We start from the raw sequence: 19,379 nt of genomic DNA, 5'->3' as shown, positions 1-19,379 counted from the left end.
AAAAATGGCCTCACATAGAGACCATCTTTTTTTGTGCAAACTTTTATATTTTTTGGGAGTTAAGTAAAATTTATCAAAGTTGTTGGGAAAATCTTAAAATAAATGAAATCTAACTAATTAGTTCTTCAAGCGAATAGGTTGCTTTCTTCTCAGTAAAATAAGCATGTAATAATTCATTTTCATCTAACATTTGTTGATTTTTTTTATCAAGAGAAAAGACGACGTTGTATTTATACCCTTTTTGAAAATTAGAAAAAACTTGAAATAATTTTGTTTCTTTATTCAAGGAGATCGATTTAATTTTTTGGATATATTGTTCGTTTCCATAAAACCGTTCCATTAAAAATCGTATAACAACAAAATGCCTATTTTTCCATTCTCCCCATAAGGAAACGATTAAAAATAATAGACAAACCCAAATTGTAATATTCATAGGCTGAATTATGATCGTAAGTATTGAGGATAACACTAAAAATACAAATGATGAGTACAAGCTATATATATGGGCTCTAACGAACGGAAAGATCAATGAAAATAACTGATATATTAATTTCCCACCGTCTAATGGCCATATTGGTAATAAATTAAAACAAAGAATACTAAGATTGTAATTGATAAAAAGTGTATAAAGGTTTTCAGGCATTAAATTCATTTGAAATAGGAAGTTAGCGATTATATATAAAGTTAAATGTTGAATGGGGCCAGAGATTGTAACAATACACTCCTCGTAAGTTGGGCGATTTCCATGTTCATCAAGATCTACAACTCCACCAAAAGGAAGTAGCGTAATTTTATTAATTCTCCAATTAAATGAAGTAGCAGCAATGGCGTGACCTAATTCGTGACAGAAAATAATAATGGATACAAACAATACTGACCAAAAATTAGCTGTCATAATACCAATACATGCAATTAATAAATACAGTGGATGAACTGAAATTTTGGAAGGAAGAATTAGCCATTTATTCAAATGAAATCACCTGTTTCGGATCAATAAATTTTTCCCCCATTTTAATTGCAAAATAATAAGTTCCTAGATTCCCTTCATCATTAGATGATACAGTTCCGATAACCTTTTTACTATCCACTTCGTCGTAAACTTTTACGTTAGTTGTTCCTAATTTTCCGTACCAAGATTCTGAACCATCGGCGTGTTGAATAATGACCGTATTTCCTAAATTATCTTTCTTTCCTACAAAAAGGACTCGACCTTTTTTGATTGACTCTACTTTTTGGTTAGCTTCAGTTTGAATCAATATCCCTTGGCCGTCCGTTTTAAAGCTTTGTAGTACTTTACCGCTTGCAGGTACAGCATAATTATCATTTCCAACATTCTCTTTTTGATCATTTAATTGCGGTAAAAAAGCAATTGGACTTCCAAACCGATCTTCATACCATTTCTGTAATGAAGCAAATTGAAATTCACTTTCATAAACTTGTGATAGACCATGCCGAACTTGAGATGCCATAGGTGAGTTACTTTTTAAGATGATGGCTAAAGCTAGTACAATAATCGCGCATAATAAACTTCTAAACATAAAGTTAGAGTTATTCATTATTTTCTTACCTTGCTCTTCTACCAAATCATCATAAGTATAAGTGTATCCGCCCTCAGTATTTTGCATTTCTTTTACCGGAAATTTGCTCATCAATTGATTCTGATTTCCCCATTTTTCTTCTTGTTCACGCCGTTTAGCGATCCGCTTTCTTATATCATCTACGCGCTTACTCAAAGTGTCACCTCTCCTCGCAAACTAGTTAATTAATTTATATGAACGGGTAGGACAACTTATGAGTAGATAATTTAAAAAGTGGACAAAGGCATTAGGCAGAATTTAAGAGGACATTTGAAAAATGGATAAAAGAAAAACACTTCGTTTTTTACGAAGTGTTATCGGATACCAAATAATTTTTTCACTTTAAAGAAAATGCTCTTTTCAGTTTCTAATGATTGTAATGGTACAGATTCCCCTAGCACCCTTCTTGCAATATTTCTATATGCAATAGAAGCTTTTGAATTTGGATTCATAGCTACAGGTTCACCACTATTAGTTGCCTTAATAACGCTTTCATCATCTTGGACAATACCAATTAAATCTACAGCTAACATTGAAGTAATTTCATCAACATCTAAGCTATCTCTATTTTCCATCATATGACTTCTAATACGATTGATTACTAGTTTAGGAGGTTCAATATCCTCTTGATCTAATAATCCAATAATTCGATCTGCATCACGAATTGAAGAAACTTCAGGAGTTGTGACAACGATCGCTTTATCTGCACCTGCTACTGCATTTTTATATCCTTGCTCAATACCCGCAGGGCAGTCTATTAATATATAATCATAGTCCTTTTTTAATTCATCAACAAGCTCTCTCATTTGTTCAGGAGAAACAGCAGTTTTATCGCTTGTTTGTGCAGCAGGTAATAAATATAAGCATTCAAAACGCTTATCCTTTATTAGTGCCTGATGCGTTTTACAGCGACCTTCAACAACGTCCACTAAATCATAGACGATGCGATTTTCTAATCCCATGACAACGTCTAAGTTACGTAGGCCGATATCAGTATCAATTAAGCACACTTTTTTTCCAAACATCGCTAATGCTGTTCCTAAATTTGCTGATGTAGTTGTTTTACCAACTCCACCTTTACCAGATGTAATTACTATAGCCTCTCCCACAGTTACATCATGCCCCTTTCTAACCTTGTCAAACTAGGTCTAAGATGAGTCAGAAATTGTATGCGATCGACAATGATTTGGCTATCTTCGTTTATATACGCACATTCCATCTCATTGCCTTCATCACCATAATGATCCGGTGCTCTGTTCATTATGCTGCAAATTCTCAACTGCATTGGTCTCATTATTGATGCCGCAATAACTGCCTCCCTATTACCATTAAAGCCGGCATGAGCAGTACCTCTTAGTGCTCCCATAATAAAGATATTTCCACCCGCAATAACAGTTCCACCTGGGTTAACATCACCGATTAACAGTAAATCACCTTTCACTTGGAGAATCTGACCGGATCTTACCATTCTACAAATAGGTACAATTTCCTCCCTTTTCATCCATTCAATAGCATCTTGCTTCGAAATCACATTACTTTCGATTGTTTCAACCACAAGATTATTCTTTTTACGAACAATTGAACGAATAATTTCATCTTGTTCGGGAGATAAAAAACGATTTCCTATTTTTAATCGAACTGCAAGTAAGGGACGATCATTGCTCTCAAACAAGTGGGTAGACAGTCTTTCTTCAATTTCATCTACTAAAATTTGAAAAGAACATGTATCATCGAGGTGCAGTGTTAGACCATCTTTCGTTCCTTTTATTGTAACATATTGTTGCCTCTGTTCCATGATAAGTGTTCACCCCGATTGTATAATTCGACATGCACCCGAAAAATCCTTTATTTTTCCTCATTATTTTCACTAATCGTTCTTAATAATGATGAGAAAGGATATGCAAAAATTAATATAAATAGTGCATTCAGTAATAGTGTCGGAAATAATCGATGATTCAAAAAGTATGTATTATTCATATTAGTAAATCCGAATAACGCATTTAATCCGTATACTAAATATTCTAAGGCCGCTGTCCATATTAAAACAAGAATACTTCGAACGAATAAATTCGCGTAAAGTATTTTAATTGCTTGACTTATTAAAAAGATAAATAACGGAAAAGCAGCTAAATATATACCTATAATCTCTGTATAAACAATATCATAAACGAATCCAAAGATAACACCATAAATAAGTGCTTTCTTCGGATTGTAATATAATGTAATAAATAATAAACCAAAAAATAAAAAATGTGGAACAATTATCGTATTATGACCAAGAATGTTTGGCGATACAGTTGATACATAAATATTTTCTAATATAAACAGAAATGTTAAAAGGAGAGGTAAACCATACTTACTCATTTACTAATTACTCTCCTTTCTTTGACTGATCAATTGAACGCTTAACAGCTAGTACATGATTTATGTCATTAAAATCTGCTTGCGGTTTAATATAAGCTGTTTGTGTTAGCCCATGTTCATCAGGCACAACTTCCTCAACTTTACCTATTACTAGATTAGCTGGGAAAACACCACCAAGACCTGAAGTCACAACTGTTTGTCCTTTTTTCACTTTTGCATTTGAAGGAATTCGTTTAAATAATAAAGCTTGTTTCTCAACATCATAACCTTCTATCAAACCAAAAACCGTATCTTTTTCCTGAATTTTAGCAGAAATTCGATTTGTTCGATCTGAAGAACTTAATAATTGTACAGTTGATGAAAATTTAGAAACATTTTTAACTTTACCAATTAAGCCTTTAGAAGTGATAACTGCCATTTCTTTTTCAATTCCACCTATAGATCCTTTATCAATTGTAATGATTTGTTGCCATTTATCAGGATCTCTTATTGTTACTGTAGCTTGAAAAGTATCATAATCACTTAAACTTCTTTTGATTCCAATCGTGTCTTTTAATTCTTTGTTTTCTTTTTCTAATGCTTTTTCACGTACAGATAATTCAACATATTTATCGAGCTTACTTTTCAAAACTTGATTTTCTTCATATGTATCCTTTAAGTCCGCCATATTGTTAAATAAACCCGCAATAAGTTGTGCGGGCTTATTAAATACTTTTTCAGTCAAACTTACTGTATCTTTAATAAACTGCTCAGGAATTGAAAGGTTTCTATTACTTCTTAAAGAATAACCTAGAAGTGCCACTAGTAAGATAATAGCAGCTAAGACAATCATTAAACGTTTATTTTGAAAAAATTGTGGCATTCTTACACCCTCTTATAACAATTCAACTTTTTGTTCTAACGATTTCATGAATGTAATCCTCACTATCTGTAGCGAGGATTACAAATTTTAATTAATCTTCTTATTAAAGAACTTATTTGGTAGTTCAACTTTTTAGAAAACTAGCCAAATTTATTTATCACCAATCAACCTTATCGATATGAAGAGCTTGAAGAAGAATAATTCTTTTTGAAAATATCGATATTATCTAATGCTTTACCTGTACCCATTGCAACACAGTCAAGAGGGTCTTCCGCAACTATTACAGGCATATTTGTTTCTTGAGCAATTACTTTGTCAATATTACGAAGAAGTGCTCCACCACCAGTAAGAACGATTCCACGATCAATAATGTCCGCTGCTAATTCAGGTGGCGTTTTCTCTAAAGTATTTTTAACAGATTCAACAATTGCTTCTACTGTGTCACTTAAAGCTACTGCAATTTCTTCTCCATGAATTGTAATTGTTTTAGGTAAACCTGAAATTAAATCACGACCACGAATATCCATTTGCTCATCTGAATCAGTTTTAATAGCTGAACCAATTTCAAGCTTTAACTGTTCGGCAGTACGTTCACCAATTGATAAGTTATAGTTCTTTTTAATATATTGGATAATCGCTTCGTCCATATCATCACCAGCAGTACGAATCGATTGGCTAGTAACGATTCCACCTAATGAGATAATTGCAACCTCAGTTGTTCCTCCACCAATATCAACAACCATACTTCCAGTTGGTTCCATAACCGGTAAATTAGCACCAATTGCTGCAGCAAAAGGTTCTTCAATTAAGAATGCATCACGTGCACCAGCTTGTCTTGTTGCATCAATAACAGCTCTTTTTTCAACAGCAGTAATACCTGATGGCACACATACCATTACATAAGGTTTACGTGAGAAAAATCCGTTGCTCTTTTGAGCCTGATCAATATAGTGCTTCATCATTGTTGCCGTTGTTTCAAAGTCAGCAATAACTCCATCCTTCATTGGTCTAGTCGCAACAACGTTTCCTGGAGTACGACCAATCATAAGTTTTGCTGAACTCCCTACAGCAACAATTTGTTTCGTATCTGTTTTTAAAGCAACAACAGAAGGTTCTCTAACTACTATTCCTTTTCCTTTTACAAAGACTAAAGTATTCGCAGTACCTAAGTCTATTCCTAAATCACGAGTAAATCCACCTAATCCAAACATATGTATCTTCCTTTCTAAAACGTACAACTTAAATTCATATTTAAAGTATCTATACTATATTCTCTTATCGTTAGTAAATAACAGGTTTTTATCCATAACTTACATTATAAAACAATTAGCTACTAATGAACACCCTTAAACGTAACCTTTTTCTTTTAAACTGACATACTTATGTTCACCAATTATGATATGGTCTAGTAATTCAATTCCAATTATTTTTCCACATTCAACTAATCGTTTTGTTACTTCGATATCTTCTCGACTTGGAGTTGGATCCCCACTCGGATGATTGTGTAAACAAATAATCGAGCTTGCAGATCTACGAAAAGCTTCTTTAAAAACTTCACGCGGATGGACAATCGACGCATTTAAACTACCTTTAAAAATAGTTTCGCGGGCAATAACTTGATTTTTCGTATTTAAGTATAAACATACAAAATGCTCTTGTTCAAGAAATCGCATTTCATCCATCATAAATTTAGCACAATCATCTGGACTTTTAATCATAAATCTTTCGTCATATTGAAGTCGGTTAATCCTTTTTCCTAATTCAAAGGCAGCAATCAGCTGTACAGCCTTTGCTTCACCGATCCCTTTAATATTTGAAATTTCTTCAACAGACGCATTCATTAATAATCTTAGTCCATCAAATTTCAATAAAAGTTCGTTTGAAACTTTTAAAACCGATTCATTTTTTGTCCCTGTTCTTAATAAAATCGCAAGTAATTCCTGGTTAGACAAACTACCGGGACCAAATTTTAACAATCGCTCTCTAGGCCTTTCATCTTTCGGAAAATCTTTAATGAGAAGCGAATTTGGCAAAGTACCACCTCAAATCAAAAGTTAAAAATTTAGTTCACTTAGTTTTTTCTTAACTTTATTGATCGGAAGTCCAACAACAGAGTAATAGTCGCCGTCTATTTTCTCTACAAATGTACCACCATATCCTTGTATGCCGTAAGAACCAGCTTTATCCATCGGTTCATTCGTGTTGATATAATCAATTATATCTTGATCACTTAGTTCACTAAAGGTAATTTTTGTACATTGATAAAAACTACTACTTTTACCTTCATTAATAATTGAAACTCCAGTAAAAACCTCATGTGTTTTTCCAGATAACATTTTTAACATTGCAAATGCATCTTCTTTTGAGGTAGGCTTACCTAGTTTTTTATCATTATAAGTAACGATCGTATCAGCACCGATTACGACTGCATTTGGAAATTTATTGGATACATCTATTGCTTTTTCTTCCGCCAATTTCATTACAATCTCAGAAGACTGCAAGTTTTGCTCCATTACTTCTTCAACATCACTAGTTTCAATGATAAAAGGGATATTTAACATGCTAAGAAGTTCTTTTCTTCGAGGAGATGCAGAGGCTAATATAAGTTTTTTCATTTCATTCACCTATTATTTTTTTTTAAGAGGAAGGATACATGACTATCCTACCCAAGTAATCACTATAACACAAATTAGTAAAAAACACTTTTCGTTGTCTATTCGTTATTAAAATGTAATAAAAATGAAAGTTTTGTTAAGTATTAAAATACCCTAATAATAAAATTTCATTTTTAAATTTTTTATGTCTAAATCCCGTCTTTTCAGAATAAAATTTGCTTTAAATTTGAATAGATATAAATTACAATAAGAAATTTTTAATGATAAATATTAATTTCTTTGATTCAATTTGTAATAAAAAATACACAAACAAAATTTAATTTGTTAGTGTATTCAGGCTCTTGAAAAACAATCTTATCAATTAATTACCAAATTTTCGTAAAGGAGTAGTGAGGTTGGAATAAAAAAATTGCACAAACATATTAAAATTTAAAAGAATATATCAAACAATGATTTTTATTATTAATAAATGTTCACTTAATGCACGTTTTCCCTATTGTCCGTTTTAAATTTCAACAAATTAAAAATACACTAACAAAAATTAATTTGTCAGTGTATTTTTTTGTTCTTTTAATATTTTAAATAAGGATAACAAATCATCTTGGACTGATAGGGTTACTTTATTTAGATTTTGCTTACTACTTGAGGACATAACTTTTTCGATGTTTTGTAAATGCTTAAGTCCACTTAGCAATTGCTTATTTTTAATATAATCTTTTTGATTACTCAAAATTAACATCGTTGAGCTTATTTGTTCAAGCTGTTTCTCATTATTAAAGTTTTTTTCTGTTAAATACGATAACATAAAATTAAATGTTTCCACTTCAGCTTTATACATTTCTACTGATTGTTTTGGGCCTTTGTAAACTTGCCCACCAACTGTTTCTTCTTTTAAATAAGTACTTTTTAATTTTTTCTTAACTTCATCAGCTAAAAACGTGCTATCTTTCCCACTCAAAGCAATAACGACAAAAAACTTATCATTTTTTTCATAAATGACAGGGGTTAAGCCATTTGTAGATAATTCTTTTTCATTTTTCTTCGCTGATTCCATACTTTTATACATTCCAACTTGTGCCAAATCAAACTTCACTGCTGGAATCTTCATTTGTACTTGAGACGTTGCTGCATTAGAAACCGATACACTATTTTTAGTTGGGGTAAGTGCATCTGGCTTTGATTGTTTAAATATCCCTAAAAATACAAAACCAAAACATAGTCCTATTAAACTTGCACCTATGATCGAAATAATAATACTTTTCGAAGGTGACTTCTTTGTGAAAAAAGAAATCTTCTTTTTCACTTTTACCTTTTGCTCTGGCTTAATCTTTTTCTTCTTTTTAACATCATCTAAAACGATTACTTTTTTACCTAACCCATCAGGAGTTGGTAAAACCCAACCAAATTCCCAGTCCTTCTCTACCTGATCTTGAGATGTCACGGCACCTTCTTCAAACGCTTTTTCCTCGCCATTAATTTTTATTGATATCTTTGAGGACTTGTCCATATGAATCCTCCTACTACTTTATTTTAAAACGTAAAAAAATACTAACATATAATTCCAGAAAAACACGCCGACATTTGTCGAGGACAAACAGGTATCGTGCAACAAAAAATTACAAAAACTTGCCCGTTTCTTCTCTACACAAAAAAACCACCGTAGGATTCATGGTGGTTATTTGCTATACATTGCCACTTTATTTCTACCAGCATTTTTTGCTTTTGAATACATAGCTCTGTCTGCACATCGAATTAAGTCTGACGATTCACTCGCCACAAATGGTGCAACTGCTGCACCTATACTTGCTGTTATTGTTAATTTAATCTTTTGATCTTCGTTAGTCATATGATTTGTTATGTAAAATGGAATAATTTCAAGCGATTTTCTAATTTCTTCTGCTAAATCATATGTTTCTCTTTCACTATGATTTACAAGTAGAACTGAGAATTCTTCTCCACCAAAACGAGCAACTAAACCACATTGATTCACTACCATTTTAATCCGTCTAGCAACTTCAAATAATACTTCATTACCTGCTTGATGACCGTACCTGTCATTCACTCTTTTAAAATAATCTAAATCAAGTAGAAGTAATGAAATTGACTTTATCTTGAATGTTTTCAAACGTTCAAATTCATCTTTAATTTTAGATTCGAGATATTCAAAATTATTTAAGCCGGTTAAAGAATCAGTTTCACTTCTGATTTTTGTTTGTAAGTAAAACCTTGCATTTTCAATCGCAATTGCGAGATATAAAGCAAGTATTTCGATCAGCACTACTTGGTATTTCTTATAAGCACTTTTTTGTTCTGATGCAATTATGAGTACACCAACTACTTCTTGATTTTTTATAACCGGGATTGATAATAAACTTTCTGCTTCTAAAAATTTCAAATGATCATTTGTGTGCCATTGCGATCGTCTGTTAAAACTAAATCTTCTTTTTTCAAAAAATACTTTTTCAGATATTGAGCCTTCAAGCGTATCAAAGTAAGGACAACTAAATATTTTTTCATCACATTTATTTTGAAAATATCTTTTTAATTTAAGCGATTTATCTTCAACTATAAATAAATTTCCATATGAAACTGGAATTAAAGTAGTTAATTGTTCAAAAAATTCATCGATTACTTTCTCTTCTTCCATTCTTTGAGACAGTTTTTCGACTTATTTTCATCGCTTTCTTTAAATATTTGTTCATATTTAAAGCAGAGGATAAAGAGTTTAAAATAATCATTAAAATAATATAGTAAATTGTTATGTAAATGATCGTAATATATCCTTTTGTCTCTAACATTAAATAAAGACTTATTCCGATTGGATACATTAATAGATAAATAAACAAATCCCACTTAAATTCCCTATTAATCAATTTCATTTCTCTTTTATACAAGTAAATTGTAATAAAATAAATAACGATTTGATTAATCCAAAAAGAAGCAAGTGTGTAAATGAGGATTGGAATTAAGTTATTCAATATTTCCTTAGTCCCAGTAGGTTCATCTTTCCCCCAACTAAATAATAAAGTAGCGCACTACTAATAGAACAAAGTGCAAACATCATCGAATTAAGCGGCATTCGGAAGAGAGTTTTTTTTGTAATACTCAATCTTATATACAGAATTGTATAGGCTAATTGACTAATTAAAAGTTCTGCAACTAAACCATACGATAAAAAAACTAATATTGAGATTCCGAAAATAAAAGAAAGTGTAGCATCATTAATTTTAATCGGCATATTTGCTACAATTAGAAATAATACAATTATAATCAAAAAATTTGAACGATCTATCTGTCTAAGAGGGCTAACCATATTAGCATAATAAAATATGACAGGCATTAGAACAATCCATGCGATCCTAATCAACCAATTACTATGCTTACTAATCAAGAATATGGGGCGCCTCCTTTACAATTCTAAGCGAATTTTTTTAGCAAATATCTTCTTACTACTGAAATAAAATATAAAGAACCGGTTATTAACAATATCTCGTTTTCCTGGCTATCATTTATATTCTTTTCTAATGCAATAGATAAATCACTTTCATATTTTATATCAAGTGTATTAGCATTCGAAATTAATTCGTCTTTATTCATCGCTCTAGGAAAATCAAAAGTTGTCATTACAATATTATTTGTTATTTCTCGTAATTCTTTTAACATATCTTCTACTTTTTTATCTTTTAAGGCCGAGAACAGAATTTTTATTTCCTTATCATAAAAATGGTTATTCATCGTCTCCACTAAACTTTTAATTCCTTCAACATTATGTGCGCCATCAATATAAATGACAGGATTAGAGGCTATTTGTTCTAATCTACCTGCTTTATGAGCTATTTTTAATCCCCTTTTGATATTGTCTTCACTAAATTTCATTCCATATTTATTTTGTAATAATTGAACAACACAAATCGCGCAAGAAGCATTCCTAATTTGATGGTGTCCAAGCATTGATAACTCAATATTTTCAATTAACCTGTCAATGCCTTGGTAATTAAATTTTTCATTAAGTGAATCTTTCAAAGGAGAAGCAAAAAAATGTTTGCCATATTCAAAATAATCAGCTTCATTTTTGAATGCAGTATTTTGAATAATTGTTAAAGCTTTATCTTTCAATTCTGCTGTCACAATTGGAATTCCCTTTTTTATAATTCCTGCCTTATGAATAGTGATTTCTTCTATTGTTTCACCAAGAATTTGTTGATGATCATGGCCAATACTCGTAATAATACTAATTAAAGGTGTCATCACATTTGTGCAATCCTCTAACCCACCTAAACCAGCTTCTACTAAAAATATGTCATGTTCTTTTATTTTACCGAAATAGTAAAAAGCCATTGTTGTAATGATTTCAAATTCAGTTGGAGCACCACAAGGCAACTGTTCAACTTCTTCAACAACTGGAATCATACAGTTTACTAGTTGAATAAACTCTTGTTCACTAATCATTTCACCGCAGAACATGATTTGTTCACGATAATCTAATATATATGGTGATGTAAAAGTTCCTACAGTATACCCTGCATCTAATAAAATACTTTGAAGAAAAGTAATTGTAGAGCCTTTCCCATTCGTGCCTGCGACATGAATTGTTTTGACACTGAACTGGGGATTTCCTAGTCTAGCAAGCATTTCTTCCATTCTTTGTAATCCAGGTACAATGCCAAATTTTGTTCTGTTATACATCCATTTCAGAGCTTCCTCATATGTATTAACCATCTTAACCCTACCTTTATAGTAAAAAACGACGAATCATTAACTCAATTCGCCGTTTTTATTTTACTAACTTATATTACAGTCAATAGATTGACTGCTTAAACTACTTATTTACTTAGTTCTGCAATTCGAACTCTTACAGATTCTTGTTTTTCAAGATAATCTTTTTCTTTACGACGCTCTTCTTCAATAACTGCTGCAGGAGCTTTCGCTACAAATCCTTGGTTACTTAATTTCTTTTGAACTCGTTCAACTTCACTAGTCCATTTTTCTAATTCTTTCTCTAAACGTTTTTTCTCTTCTTCAAGATTAATTAAACCTTCTAGAGGAAGATAAAGCTCAGCCCCACTAATTACTGCAGACATCGATTTTTCAGGTGCAGTTAAGTTAGTAGAAATTGTTAATTCTTCTGGATTACAGAAGCGCTCAATATAAGAACGGTTTTCTTCTAATGCAGCTGCAATCGTTTCATCCTTTGCAGAGATCATTAGTTGAACTTTTTTGCTCATTGGCGTGTTTACTTCTGCACGAATATTACGAACTGAACGAATTAACTCAACTAATATTTTCATCGTTTCAGAAGCTTCTTTATTTGTTAATTCCTCTCTAACTGTTGGCCAAGCAGAAACTGTAATAGATTCCCCTTGGTGAGGTAGTGATTGCCAAATTTCTTCAGTAACGAAAGGCATAAATGGATGTAAAAGCTTCATTGTACTTTCTAATACGTGTGCTAGAACTGAACGAGTCATATTTTTTGCATCTTCATTGTCACCGTATAAAGGAATCTTTGCCATTTCAATATACCAGTCACAAACATCGTCCCAAATGAAGTTATAAAGTACACGGCCAACTTCACCAAATTCATAACGATTGATTAAAGCTGTTACACTTTCAATTGTTTCATTTAAGCGAGTTAAAATCCATTCATCAGCAACAGATTTTTCTTTCGTTAAATCGATATTTTCATATGTGAAGCCTTCCATATTCATTAAAGCAAAACGAGAAGCATTCCAAATTTTGTTTACAAAGTTCCAAGTCGCTTCAACTTTCTCAATACTGAAACGTAAATCTTGGCCTGGTGAGCTTCCTGTTGTTAAGAAGTAACGTAATGAATCTGCTCCATATTTCTCAATAACATCCATTGGGTCAACACCGTTACCAAGTGATTTACTCATTTTACGTCCTTGCTCGTCACGTACTAAGCCATGAATTAATACATCGTTAAATGGACGTTTACCTGTAAATTCAATACCTTGGAAAATCATTCTTGATACCCAGAAGAAAATGATATCATAACCAGTTACTAATACATTAGTTGGGAAATAAGCTTGGAAATCCTTACTTTCTTCATTTGGCCAACCTAAAGTTGAGAATGGCCATAATGCTGAACTGAACCAAGTATCTAAAACGTCGTTATCTTGATTCCAATTTTCAATATCAGCTGGTGGCTCTTGATTTACATAAATCTCACCAGTTTCTTTATGGTACCAAGCCGGAATACGATGTCCCCACCATAATTGGCGCGAAATACACCAGTCACGAATATTTTCCATCCAGCGTAAGTAAGTTTTTTCAAAACGATCCGGTACAAATTTTACGTTATCATCAGAATTTTGTAATGCTACTGCAGCATCAGCTAGTGGTTGCATTTTAACAAACCATTGAGTAGATAAATATGGCTCAACAACCGCTCCGCTACGTTCACTATGACCTACAGAATGCATATGCTCTTCGATTTCAACAAGAACACCCATCTCTTGTAAATCTTTAACGATTTGTTTACGGCATTCAAAGCGATCCATACCATTGTATTTTCCTGCTTTTTCATTCATCGTACCATCTTCATTCATTACAAGAATGCGAGGTAAGTCATGACGGTTTCCAACTTCAAAATCATTAGGATCATGAGCAGGAGTAATTTTTACAACTCCAGTACCAAATTCCATATCAACATAATCGTCAGCAATAATTGGAATTTCACGATTAACGATAGGAAGTGTAACTGTTTTACCAACCATTGATTTATATCTTTCGTCCTCTGGATGAACCGCAATTGCAGTATCCCCAAGCATTGTTTCAGGACGAGTAGTTGCAATTTGAATTTTTCCAGTTCCGTCTGTTAACGGATATTGCATATGGTAGAATGCACCTTGAACATCCTTGTAAATAACTTCGATATCAGATAAAGCTGTTTTTGTTGCTGGATCCCAGTTGATGATATATTCACCACGATAGATTAATCCTTTGTTGAATAGCTTAACGAATACTTCTTTTACTGCATCAGATAGACCTTCATCTAATGTGAAGCGTTCACGAGAGTAATCTAAACCTAAACCGATTTTTTCCCATTGAGAACGAATGTGGGAAGCATATTCTTCTTTCCACTCCCAAGCTTTTTCTAGGAATTTTTCGCGTCCTAAATCATATCTTGATAAGCCTTCTTCACGTAATTTCGCTTCAACCTTTGCTTGTGTAGCAATACCAGCGTGGTCCATACCAGGTAAGTAAAGTACGTCATAACCTTGCATACGTTTAGTACGAGTTAAAATATCTTGTAATGTTGTATCCCAAGCATGACCTAAGTGTAATTTTCCAGTTACGTTTGGTGGAGGGATTACGATTGTATATTTCGGCTTTTCTGATTCCACTTGTGCTTCAAAGAATTTCCCATCTAACCAAAATTGGTAACGATCTTTTTCAACTAAATTTGGATCATATTTTGTTGGTAATGATTTTTTTGTAGTTTCCATTCGGATTCATCTCCTCTAATAATTATTGAAAAATAAAAAAACTCCACTCATCCTTGAAAAGGACGAATGGAGTTGAATTCGCGGTACCACCTTTTTTTGTCAGAAAAAACTAGTGTTTAACTGACACACTTAAAAAAGATAACGGATCATCCGGTAACTTCTAATCACAAAAAGCTTTCGAAGTCACTGCTCAAGGGCGACATTCCAACTCTATTTTCTAGAAACCTCCCACCAAATGGTTTCCTCTCTGAAGAACTAGTTCGTTGTACTCTTCCCTATCAAAGCATTTCATTATGAATATATGTAATAGTCTACAAAATTTACTTAAGCTTAGTCAACAGTATTTCTTATTTCTTTCTAGATTATTCAATATGTGTCAATATAGTACCATATTTTTTAATACATAAAAAAAATACGAAAAATAATTGTAATGATTATTTAACATTCTGGTATACTAGAACTTATTTAATTATGCGATAATTATATAGTATGTAGATATAATTTTTAGGGGGATATTCATGGGTTTATTTAAAAATACATTAGCTCGTGTTCTCGGAATCGGTGGAACGAGAATCGATACAAAGCTTGAAAAAACAGAATATCAAGCTGGTGAACGAGTAAAAGGTGAATTATATATAAAAGGTGGACGAGTTAAACAAGAGCTAGATTCCGTCTTTTTACATGTAATGACTGAATATCAAGTTGAATCAAATGATAAGATTATTAATAAGAATGGTACTTTACAAAAATTTATCGTATCAGTTGATCGTATAATAAATGCAAATGAAGAAGTTGTTATTCCTTTCTTTTTCACCTTATCTGAAAATACACCAGTATCACTTCACAAATCCCATATTTGGATTAAAACTCATTTAGAAATAGAAAAAGCTGTTGACCAATATGATGCTGATGGAGTTCAAGTAGTTCCTTCAGTTGGCTTAAAAACAGTAATCCAAGCACTTCAAGAAGAAGGATTTGTATTAAGAGATAGTGAAAACAAAAAGAAATATGGAAAAATTATTCAAGAATTTGAATTTTATCCAATGAATGGCGAATTCCGTGGAAAATTAGAGGAGGTTGAAGTTAACTATTTAAGCTTTGACAAAACAGTTGACATAATTCTTCAACTTAATCAAAAACAAAAAGAAACAACAAGTAAGTTTTCTAAGTTATTTGGTACTGATGAAAATAATGTTCGAATCTCTTTTTCAAAGGATCATATTACGGACAAGGATTTTGTACGTAAAAGTGTAGTAAATGCTATTAAACGTCATGTAAAATAATAAATATAAAAAAACATCTATCCATGTACTCTCCAACACCATTAGTTGTTGCTAACATTAATGCGGTGATACATTTTTTGGATAGATGTTTTTATTTTTTCTAAACTATGCAGTCTGAATTCATAAATCATCTATAGATTTCGCTGCTTCAATATCCTCTTGAATTTTAGAGACAAAATATTCAATATTAATCATATGCCAATATGCATTTAATAAATCTCTTACATTATCTTTTTCATTATTAACCTCTGATCGCTTTAAATATTTGGAAATTTTTGAAGCAAACTGAGTTGGATATGCCATATAGCTTAAAAATAACATTCTTTCCTCTTCTCTTAATGAAAAATTCTTCTCATACATATTAAGCCAATTATTACGATCAGATTGCTGAATAGGATAGGTTTTAAAAGAATTCTTATAATAGTTAGCTAAGTCTTGAATTGGTGTAGTTTCTTGTGCATTTTCTAGATTGATAAAGACGCCTTCACCTCTTTTATTTACAAGAAAGTGCGAAATAGATAAATTTCCATGGTTCATGACAACTCTAGTATTTTCAGTTTCCTTCATTTTTTTAAACCATTCATCTAACTGCCCCTTAGCAAATTGATGTGCACTTAATATTTTATGAAAATACGTACAATAACTTAGTTCATAAGGTGACATATACCAATTGCCTTCAGCAGCTTCAATGAAATTTTCCAATACATCTTTATCTTTACTCCATCTTTTTGTTAACGTATCATAATGGATTTGTAATTGATCTTTATCTACCTTTTTCTCTTTTTGTGTACTGTTGTGCATCTTACCTAGTGAAGTAAACATTCGTTGAAAATGTAAATTCTCATCTGACTTTTCATCAACACTTTCAATCCATGGCATTAAATAATAATGCTTCGTATTAAATTCAACAATATAATCTCCGCTTTGGGTATGATAAATTGGTACAACATTTCGAAAGCCTTTATCTTGTAAAGAACGAACATTATCAATTAAATTATTTCTATAAACTCGATTTACATTTGCCTCTTTTAGTGCAAATACACCTTGATTCGTATAGATCTTAACTACTTTACCAACCGTTTCAAAATAATTTGGGACAATATGATACTGTGCTAAAATGACGCTTATTTCATCTTTAGGTTTTCTATACAAGATGCGTCACTCTCACTTTCTAAATGCGTAAAAGCCTTGTATTAGTAGACAAGTGTCTTAACTAATACAAAGCTCTCACCATATTGTTATTGTTTTATAGCAGTTACAGGAATATAAATGATTTGCCCTTCTGATAAAAATTCATCATTCAAGTTATTAACACGATTTAACTGTTGAGTTTGAAGGTTATATTTTTTAGCTACGGATTCAATTGTATCTCCATTTTGAGCTAAATATAATTTTAATTTAGTATAAGAATCTTCTCTTCCTTCGCCAGTAAACAAACTTGAAAGTAGATTGTCACTTTTAACACTTCTTGCTTCGCTTACTTCTTCTTTTACTTCCTTGTTTACAACTGGTTCAGCTTTTATTTCTACTTTTGGTAATTCAGGTGGTGCTACTTGATGCTCTACTTGAGCTTGATAATAATCCGCATAATAAGGTGGTGTTTGACGAACATCATTTGGATTCGCAAAAGAATTTTCTTGATTTACTTGAGGGAATGGATTTTGATAGAATTGTTGCTGATTTTGATTAGATGCAAATGGTGCTTGCTGAAATTGTTGGTTAACATATGGTTGATAGTTTTGCTCTAAAGTTCGATTATATAGTTCTTCATATTTTTCAATTTCTTTTTGTGCATTGCTTTCGTTATTAGCATTTTGCAAAGTGCTAAAATCATTATCTAAGAAGCTAGGTCTACTATTTAAAGAATTGTTTAAATAACTGTGTACATTAAAATCATTATTCAAGAAACTAGGTCGTTCATTATACGGATTATTTACATTGTTAGATACCTGTGCATCATTTTCACTTTGACTAGCTTCTGCATCATTATTATTCATTAAGAAGCTCGGGGTTTGATCAACGGCTTGTGGTTCCATTGCTTGCGGCTCCACTGCTTGTGGTTCCATTGCTTGTGGTTCCATTGCTTGTGGTTCCATTGCTTGTGGTTCCATTGCTTCAGCTGATATATTAAAGCCCCTAAATACTTCTTCATATTCTTCTTCCTCTTGAGCTTCTGATTGTTCTTCAAACTGTTCTGATTGCTCTGACTGAGCCATAATTTCAACATTAAATTGTTCTTCTACTTGGTGTTCCTCTTCAAAACTTTGTTCATTACTTTCTTCTAACTCATAGTAATGTTCCACTTCATTTTCAACTGCTTCGACTCGATCATCAACTACTTCTTCAGGCTGAAAAACCTCTAAGTAAGTAGGTTGCCCAGGATATGTGTCTTGTTCTTCTTGTTCATCATTTTCTTCAAGGGATTGAATCCAATCACTGCCATAAAGATTATCTTGTTCACTTGTTTCCTGTTCCGAAGTTGGTTGATGAAAGAACTGGAATTGTTCTTCTTGTTCTCTTTCTTGCTGATACTCATATCCTTCATTTCCTTCATTACTTGAGCGATATTCATTTTCGTATGAGTAGCTATTATATTGCTCATACCCTCTTTGTTCTTGATAAGTTTCTACTGCTCTATTATGGTCATGTAGACCAGAAATACATAAATCAGCAGCAATTTGAATACTTCCTTTTTCAGCTAATTGATAATCAAATGTCTCTACAGAAACACATAGATTTTCAAGATCAGTAATTCTAGTTAATGGTATTGAAATATCTACAGGGAACTGATGACTCAATTCACAACTTCCATCTTCAAGAGCGACTACATTTTCAATCATTCTTGAAGGTGCTAATTCTCTTAATGAGTAATAATCACCTTGATTCGCCAAATCAGGTGTGTAATTACCTTCTAAGGTTAAGACACCCTTCACCTGAACATATTCTTCAAATTGCTGTATAGTAATGTCTGGATTTAACGAGAGTGACCTAACCTCTTTAACTTCCTGTCCTTTTTGGAACCAGACAGTTTCTTTCAATGAAAAGCGAATATTTGTTTGATTTTCTGAAGACACCTTAATGTCCTCCTCTCATCGTCCAATTTGGTCTATGACATTACATTTTTATGAAAGAAACGGAAAATTTATGAAGAAAAGATTGTTATTTTATATTAAGAAAGGTTTAATAATCGCAGGATTAAAGAAAAACAGTGA

Annotated in this window: 18 protein-coding genes and 1 other annotated feature; of the genes, 1 reads left to right on the top strand and 17 read right to left on the bottom strand. The window is 32.2% G+C overall.

What is annotated here, in order from left to right; genetic code table 11:
- Positions 1–109: 109 nt before the first annotated feature.
- From ACFVR2_RS00535 to ACFVR2_RS00465, 15 genes are all read right to left on the bottom strand, one after another.
- Positions 110–970: a site-2 protease family protein gene (locus tag ACFVR2_RS00535; RefSeq protein ID WP_387357931.1), complete on the bottom strand. Its 861-nt coding sequence runs from the start codon at positions 968–970 to the stop codon at positions 110–112.
- Positions 963–1,733: a peptidoglycan DD-metalloendopeptidase family protein gene (locus ACFVR2_RS00530; protein ID WP_387357929.1), complete on the bottom strand. Its 771-nt coding sequence runs from the start codon at positions 1,731–1,733 to the stop codon at positions 963–965. Before ACFVR2_RS00530 ends, ACFVR2_RS00535 begins: the two co-directional genes overlap by 8 nt.
- Positions 1,734–1,891: 158 nt before the next feature.
- Positions 1,892–2,686 carry a septum site-determining protein MinD gene (gene minD, locus ACFVR2_RS00525; RefSeq protein WP_097978915.1) on the bottom strand — a complete coding sequence of 265 codons (795 nt, stop codon included), beginning with the start codon at positions 2,684–2,686 and terminating at the stop codon, positions 1,892–1,894.
- Positions 2,687–2,688: 2 nt separating this feature from the next.
- Positions 2,689–3,375, bottom strand: a complete 687-nt coding sequence (gene minC / locus ACFVR2_RS00520) for a septum site-determining protein MinC (RefSeq protein ID WP_387360409.1) — start codon at positions 3,373–3,375, stop codon at positions 2,689–2,691.
- Between the two features lie 47 nt (positions 3,376–3,422).
- Positions 3,423–3,941, bottom strand: a complete 519-nt coding sequence (mreD, locus tag ACFVR2_RS00515) for a rod shape-determining protein MreD (RefSeq protein ID WP_387357926.1) — start codon at positions 3,939–3,941, stop codon at positions 3,423–3,425.
- Between the two features lie 7 nt (positions 3,942–3,948).
- Positions 3,949–4,803: a rod shape-determining protein MreC gene (mreC, locus tag ACFVR2_RS00510; RefSeq protein WP_387357924.1), complete on the bottom strand. Its 855-nt coding sequence runs from the start codon at positions 4,801–4,803 to the stop codon at positions 3,949–3,951.
- A gap of 170 nt (positions 4,804–4,973) precedes the next feature.
- On the bottom strand, positions 4,974–6,014 hold the full coding sequence (locus ACFVR2_RS00505) for a rod shape-determining protein (protein WP_335409513.1): 1,041 nt from the start codon (positions 6,012–6,014) through the stop codon (positions 4,974–4,976).
- A 135-nt stretch (positions 6,015–6,149) separates the two neighbouring features.
- On the bottom strand, positions 6,150–6,836 hold the full coding sequence (gene radC / locus ACFVR2_RS00500) for a RadC family protein (RefSeq protein WP_387357921.1): 687 nt from the start codon (positions 6,834–6,836) through the stop codon (positions 6,150–6,152).
- Positions 6,837–6,857: 21 nt separating this feature from the next.
- Positions 6,858–7,418, bottom strand: coding sequence for a Maf family protein (locus ACFVR2_RS00495; RefSeq protein WP_387357919.1), 561 nt, complete (start codon positions 7,416–7,418; stop codon positions 6,858–6,860).
- 541 nt (positions 7,419–7,959) lie between these two features.
- Positions 7,960–8,925, bottom strand: coding sequence for a hypothetical protein (locus ACFVR2_RS00490; RefSeq protein WP_387357917.1), 966 nt, complete (start codon positions 8,923–8,925; stop codon positions 7,960–7,962).
- Between the two features lie 168 nt (positions 8,926–9,093).
- The gene (locus ACFVR2_RS00485; RefSeq protein WP_387357915.1) at positions 9,094–10,065 is read right to left on the bottom strand and encodes a sensor domain-containing diguanylate cyclase; all 972 of its coding nucleotides are present in this window, start codon (positions 10,063–10,065) and stop codon (positions 9,094–9,096) included.
- A complete protein-coding gene (locus ACFVR2_RS00480) occupies positions 10,040–10,396 on the bottom strand; it encodes a hypothetical protein (RefSeq protein WP_387357913.1) in 357 nt (118 codons plus the stop codon). Before ACFVR2_RS00480 ends, ACFVR2_RS00485 begins: the two co-directional genes overlap by 26 nt.
- Positions 10,393–10,809 carry a hypothetical protein gene (locus tag ACFVR2_RS00475; protein ID WP_387357911.1) on the bottom strand — a complete coding sequence of 139 codons (417 nt, stop codon included), beginning with the start codon at positions 10,807–10,809 and terminating at the stop codon, positions 10,393–10,395. The genes ACFVR2_RS00480 and ACFVR2_RS00475 overlap by 4 nt, the downstream gene beginning before the upstream one ends.
- 26 nt (positions 10,810–10,835) lie before the next feature.
- A complete protein-coding gene (locus ACFVR2_RS00470) occupies positions 10,836–12,137 on the bottom strand; it encodes a bifunctional folylpolyglutamate synthase/dihydrofolate synthase (RefSeq protein ID WP_387357909.1) in 1,302 nt (433 codons plus the stop codon).
- Positions 12,138–12,241: 104 nt separating this feature from the next.
- A complete protein-coding gene (locus tag ACFVR2_RS00465) occupies positions 12,242–14,884 on the bottom strand; it encodes a valine--tRNA ligase (protein ID WP_387357907.1) in 2,643 nt (880 codons plus the stop codon).
- 55 nt (positions 14,885–14,939) lie between these two features.
- Positions 14,940–15,175: a binding site (T-box leader), on the bottom strand.
- A gap of 227 nt (positions 15,176–15,402) precedes the next feature.
- Here ACFVR2_RS00465 and ACFVR2_RS00460 point away from each other — a divergent pair.
- On the top strand, positions 15,403–16,167 hold the full coding sequence (locus ACFVR2_RS00460; protein WP_387357905.1) for a sporulation protein: 765 nt from the start codon (positions 15,403–15,405) through the stop codon (positions 16,165–16,167).
- A 120-nt stretch (positions 16,168–16,287) separates the two neighbouring features.
- On the opposite strand, the gene ysxE is transcribed toward ACFVR2_RS00460, so the two are convergent.
- Both ysxE and ACFVR2_RS00450 read right to left on the bottom strand, forming a co-directional pair.
- Positions 16,288–17,319, bottom strand: coding sequence for a spore coat protein YsxE (gene ysxE, locus ACFVR2_RS00455; protein ID WP_387357903.1), 1,032 nt, complete (start codon positions 17,317–17,319; stop codon positions 16,288–16,290).
- Between the two features lie 86 nt (positions 17,320–17,405).
- Positions 17,406–19,241, bottom strand: a complete 1,836-nt coding sequence (locus tag ACFVR2_RS00450; RefSeq protein WP_387357901.1) for a LysM peptidoglycan-binding domain-containing protein — start codon at positions 19,239–19,241, stop codon at positions 17,406–17,408.
- Between the last annotated feature and the right edge of the window lie 138 nt (positions 19,242–19,379).

This window comes from Gottfriedia sp. NPDC057991, from assembly GCF_042886615.1.
In the GTDB taxonomy this organism is placed as follows: Bacteria; Bacillota; Bacilli; order Bacillales; family Bacillaceae_G; genus Gottfriedia.
This window is presented reverse-complemented; position numbering and strand designations above follow the sequence as displayed.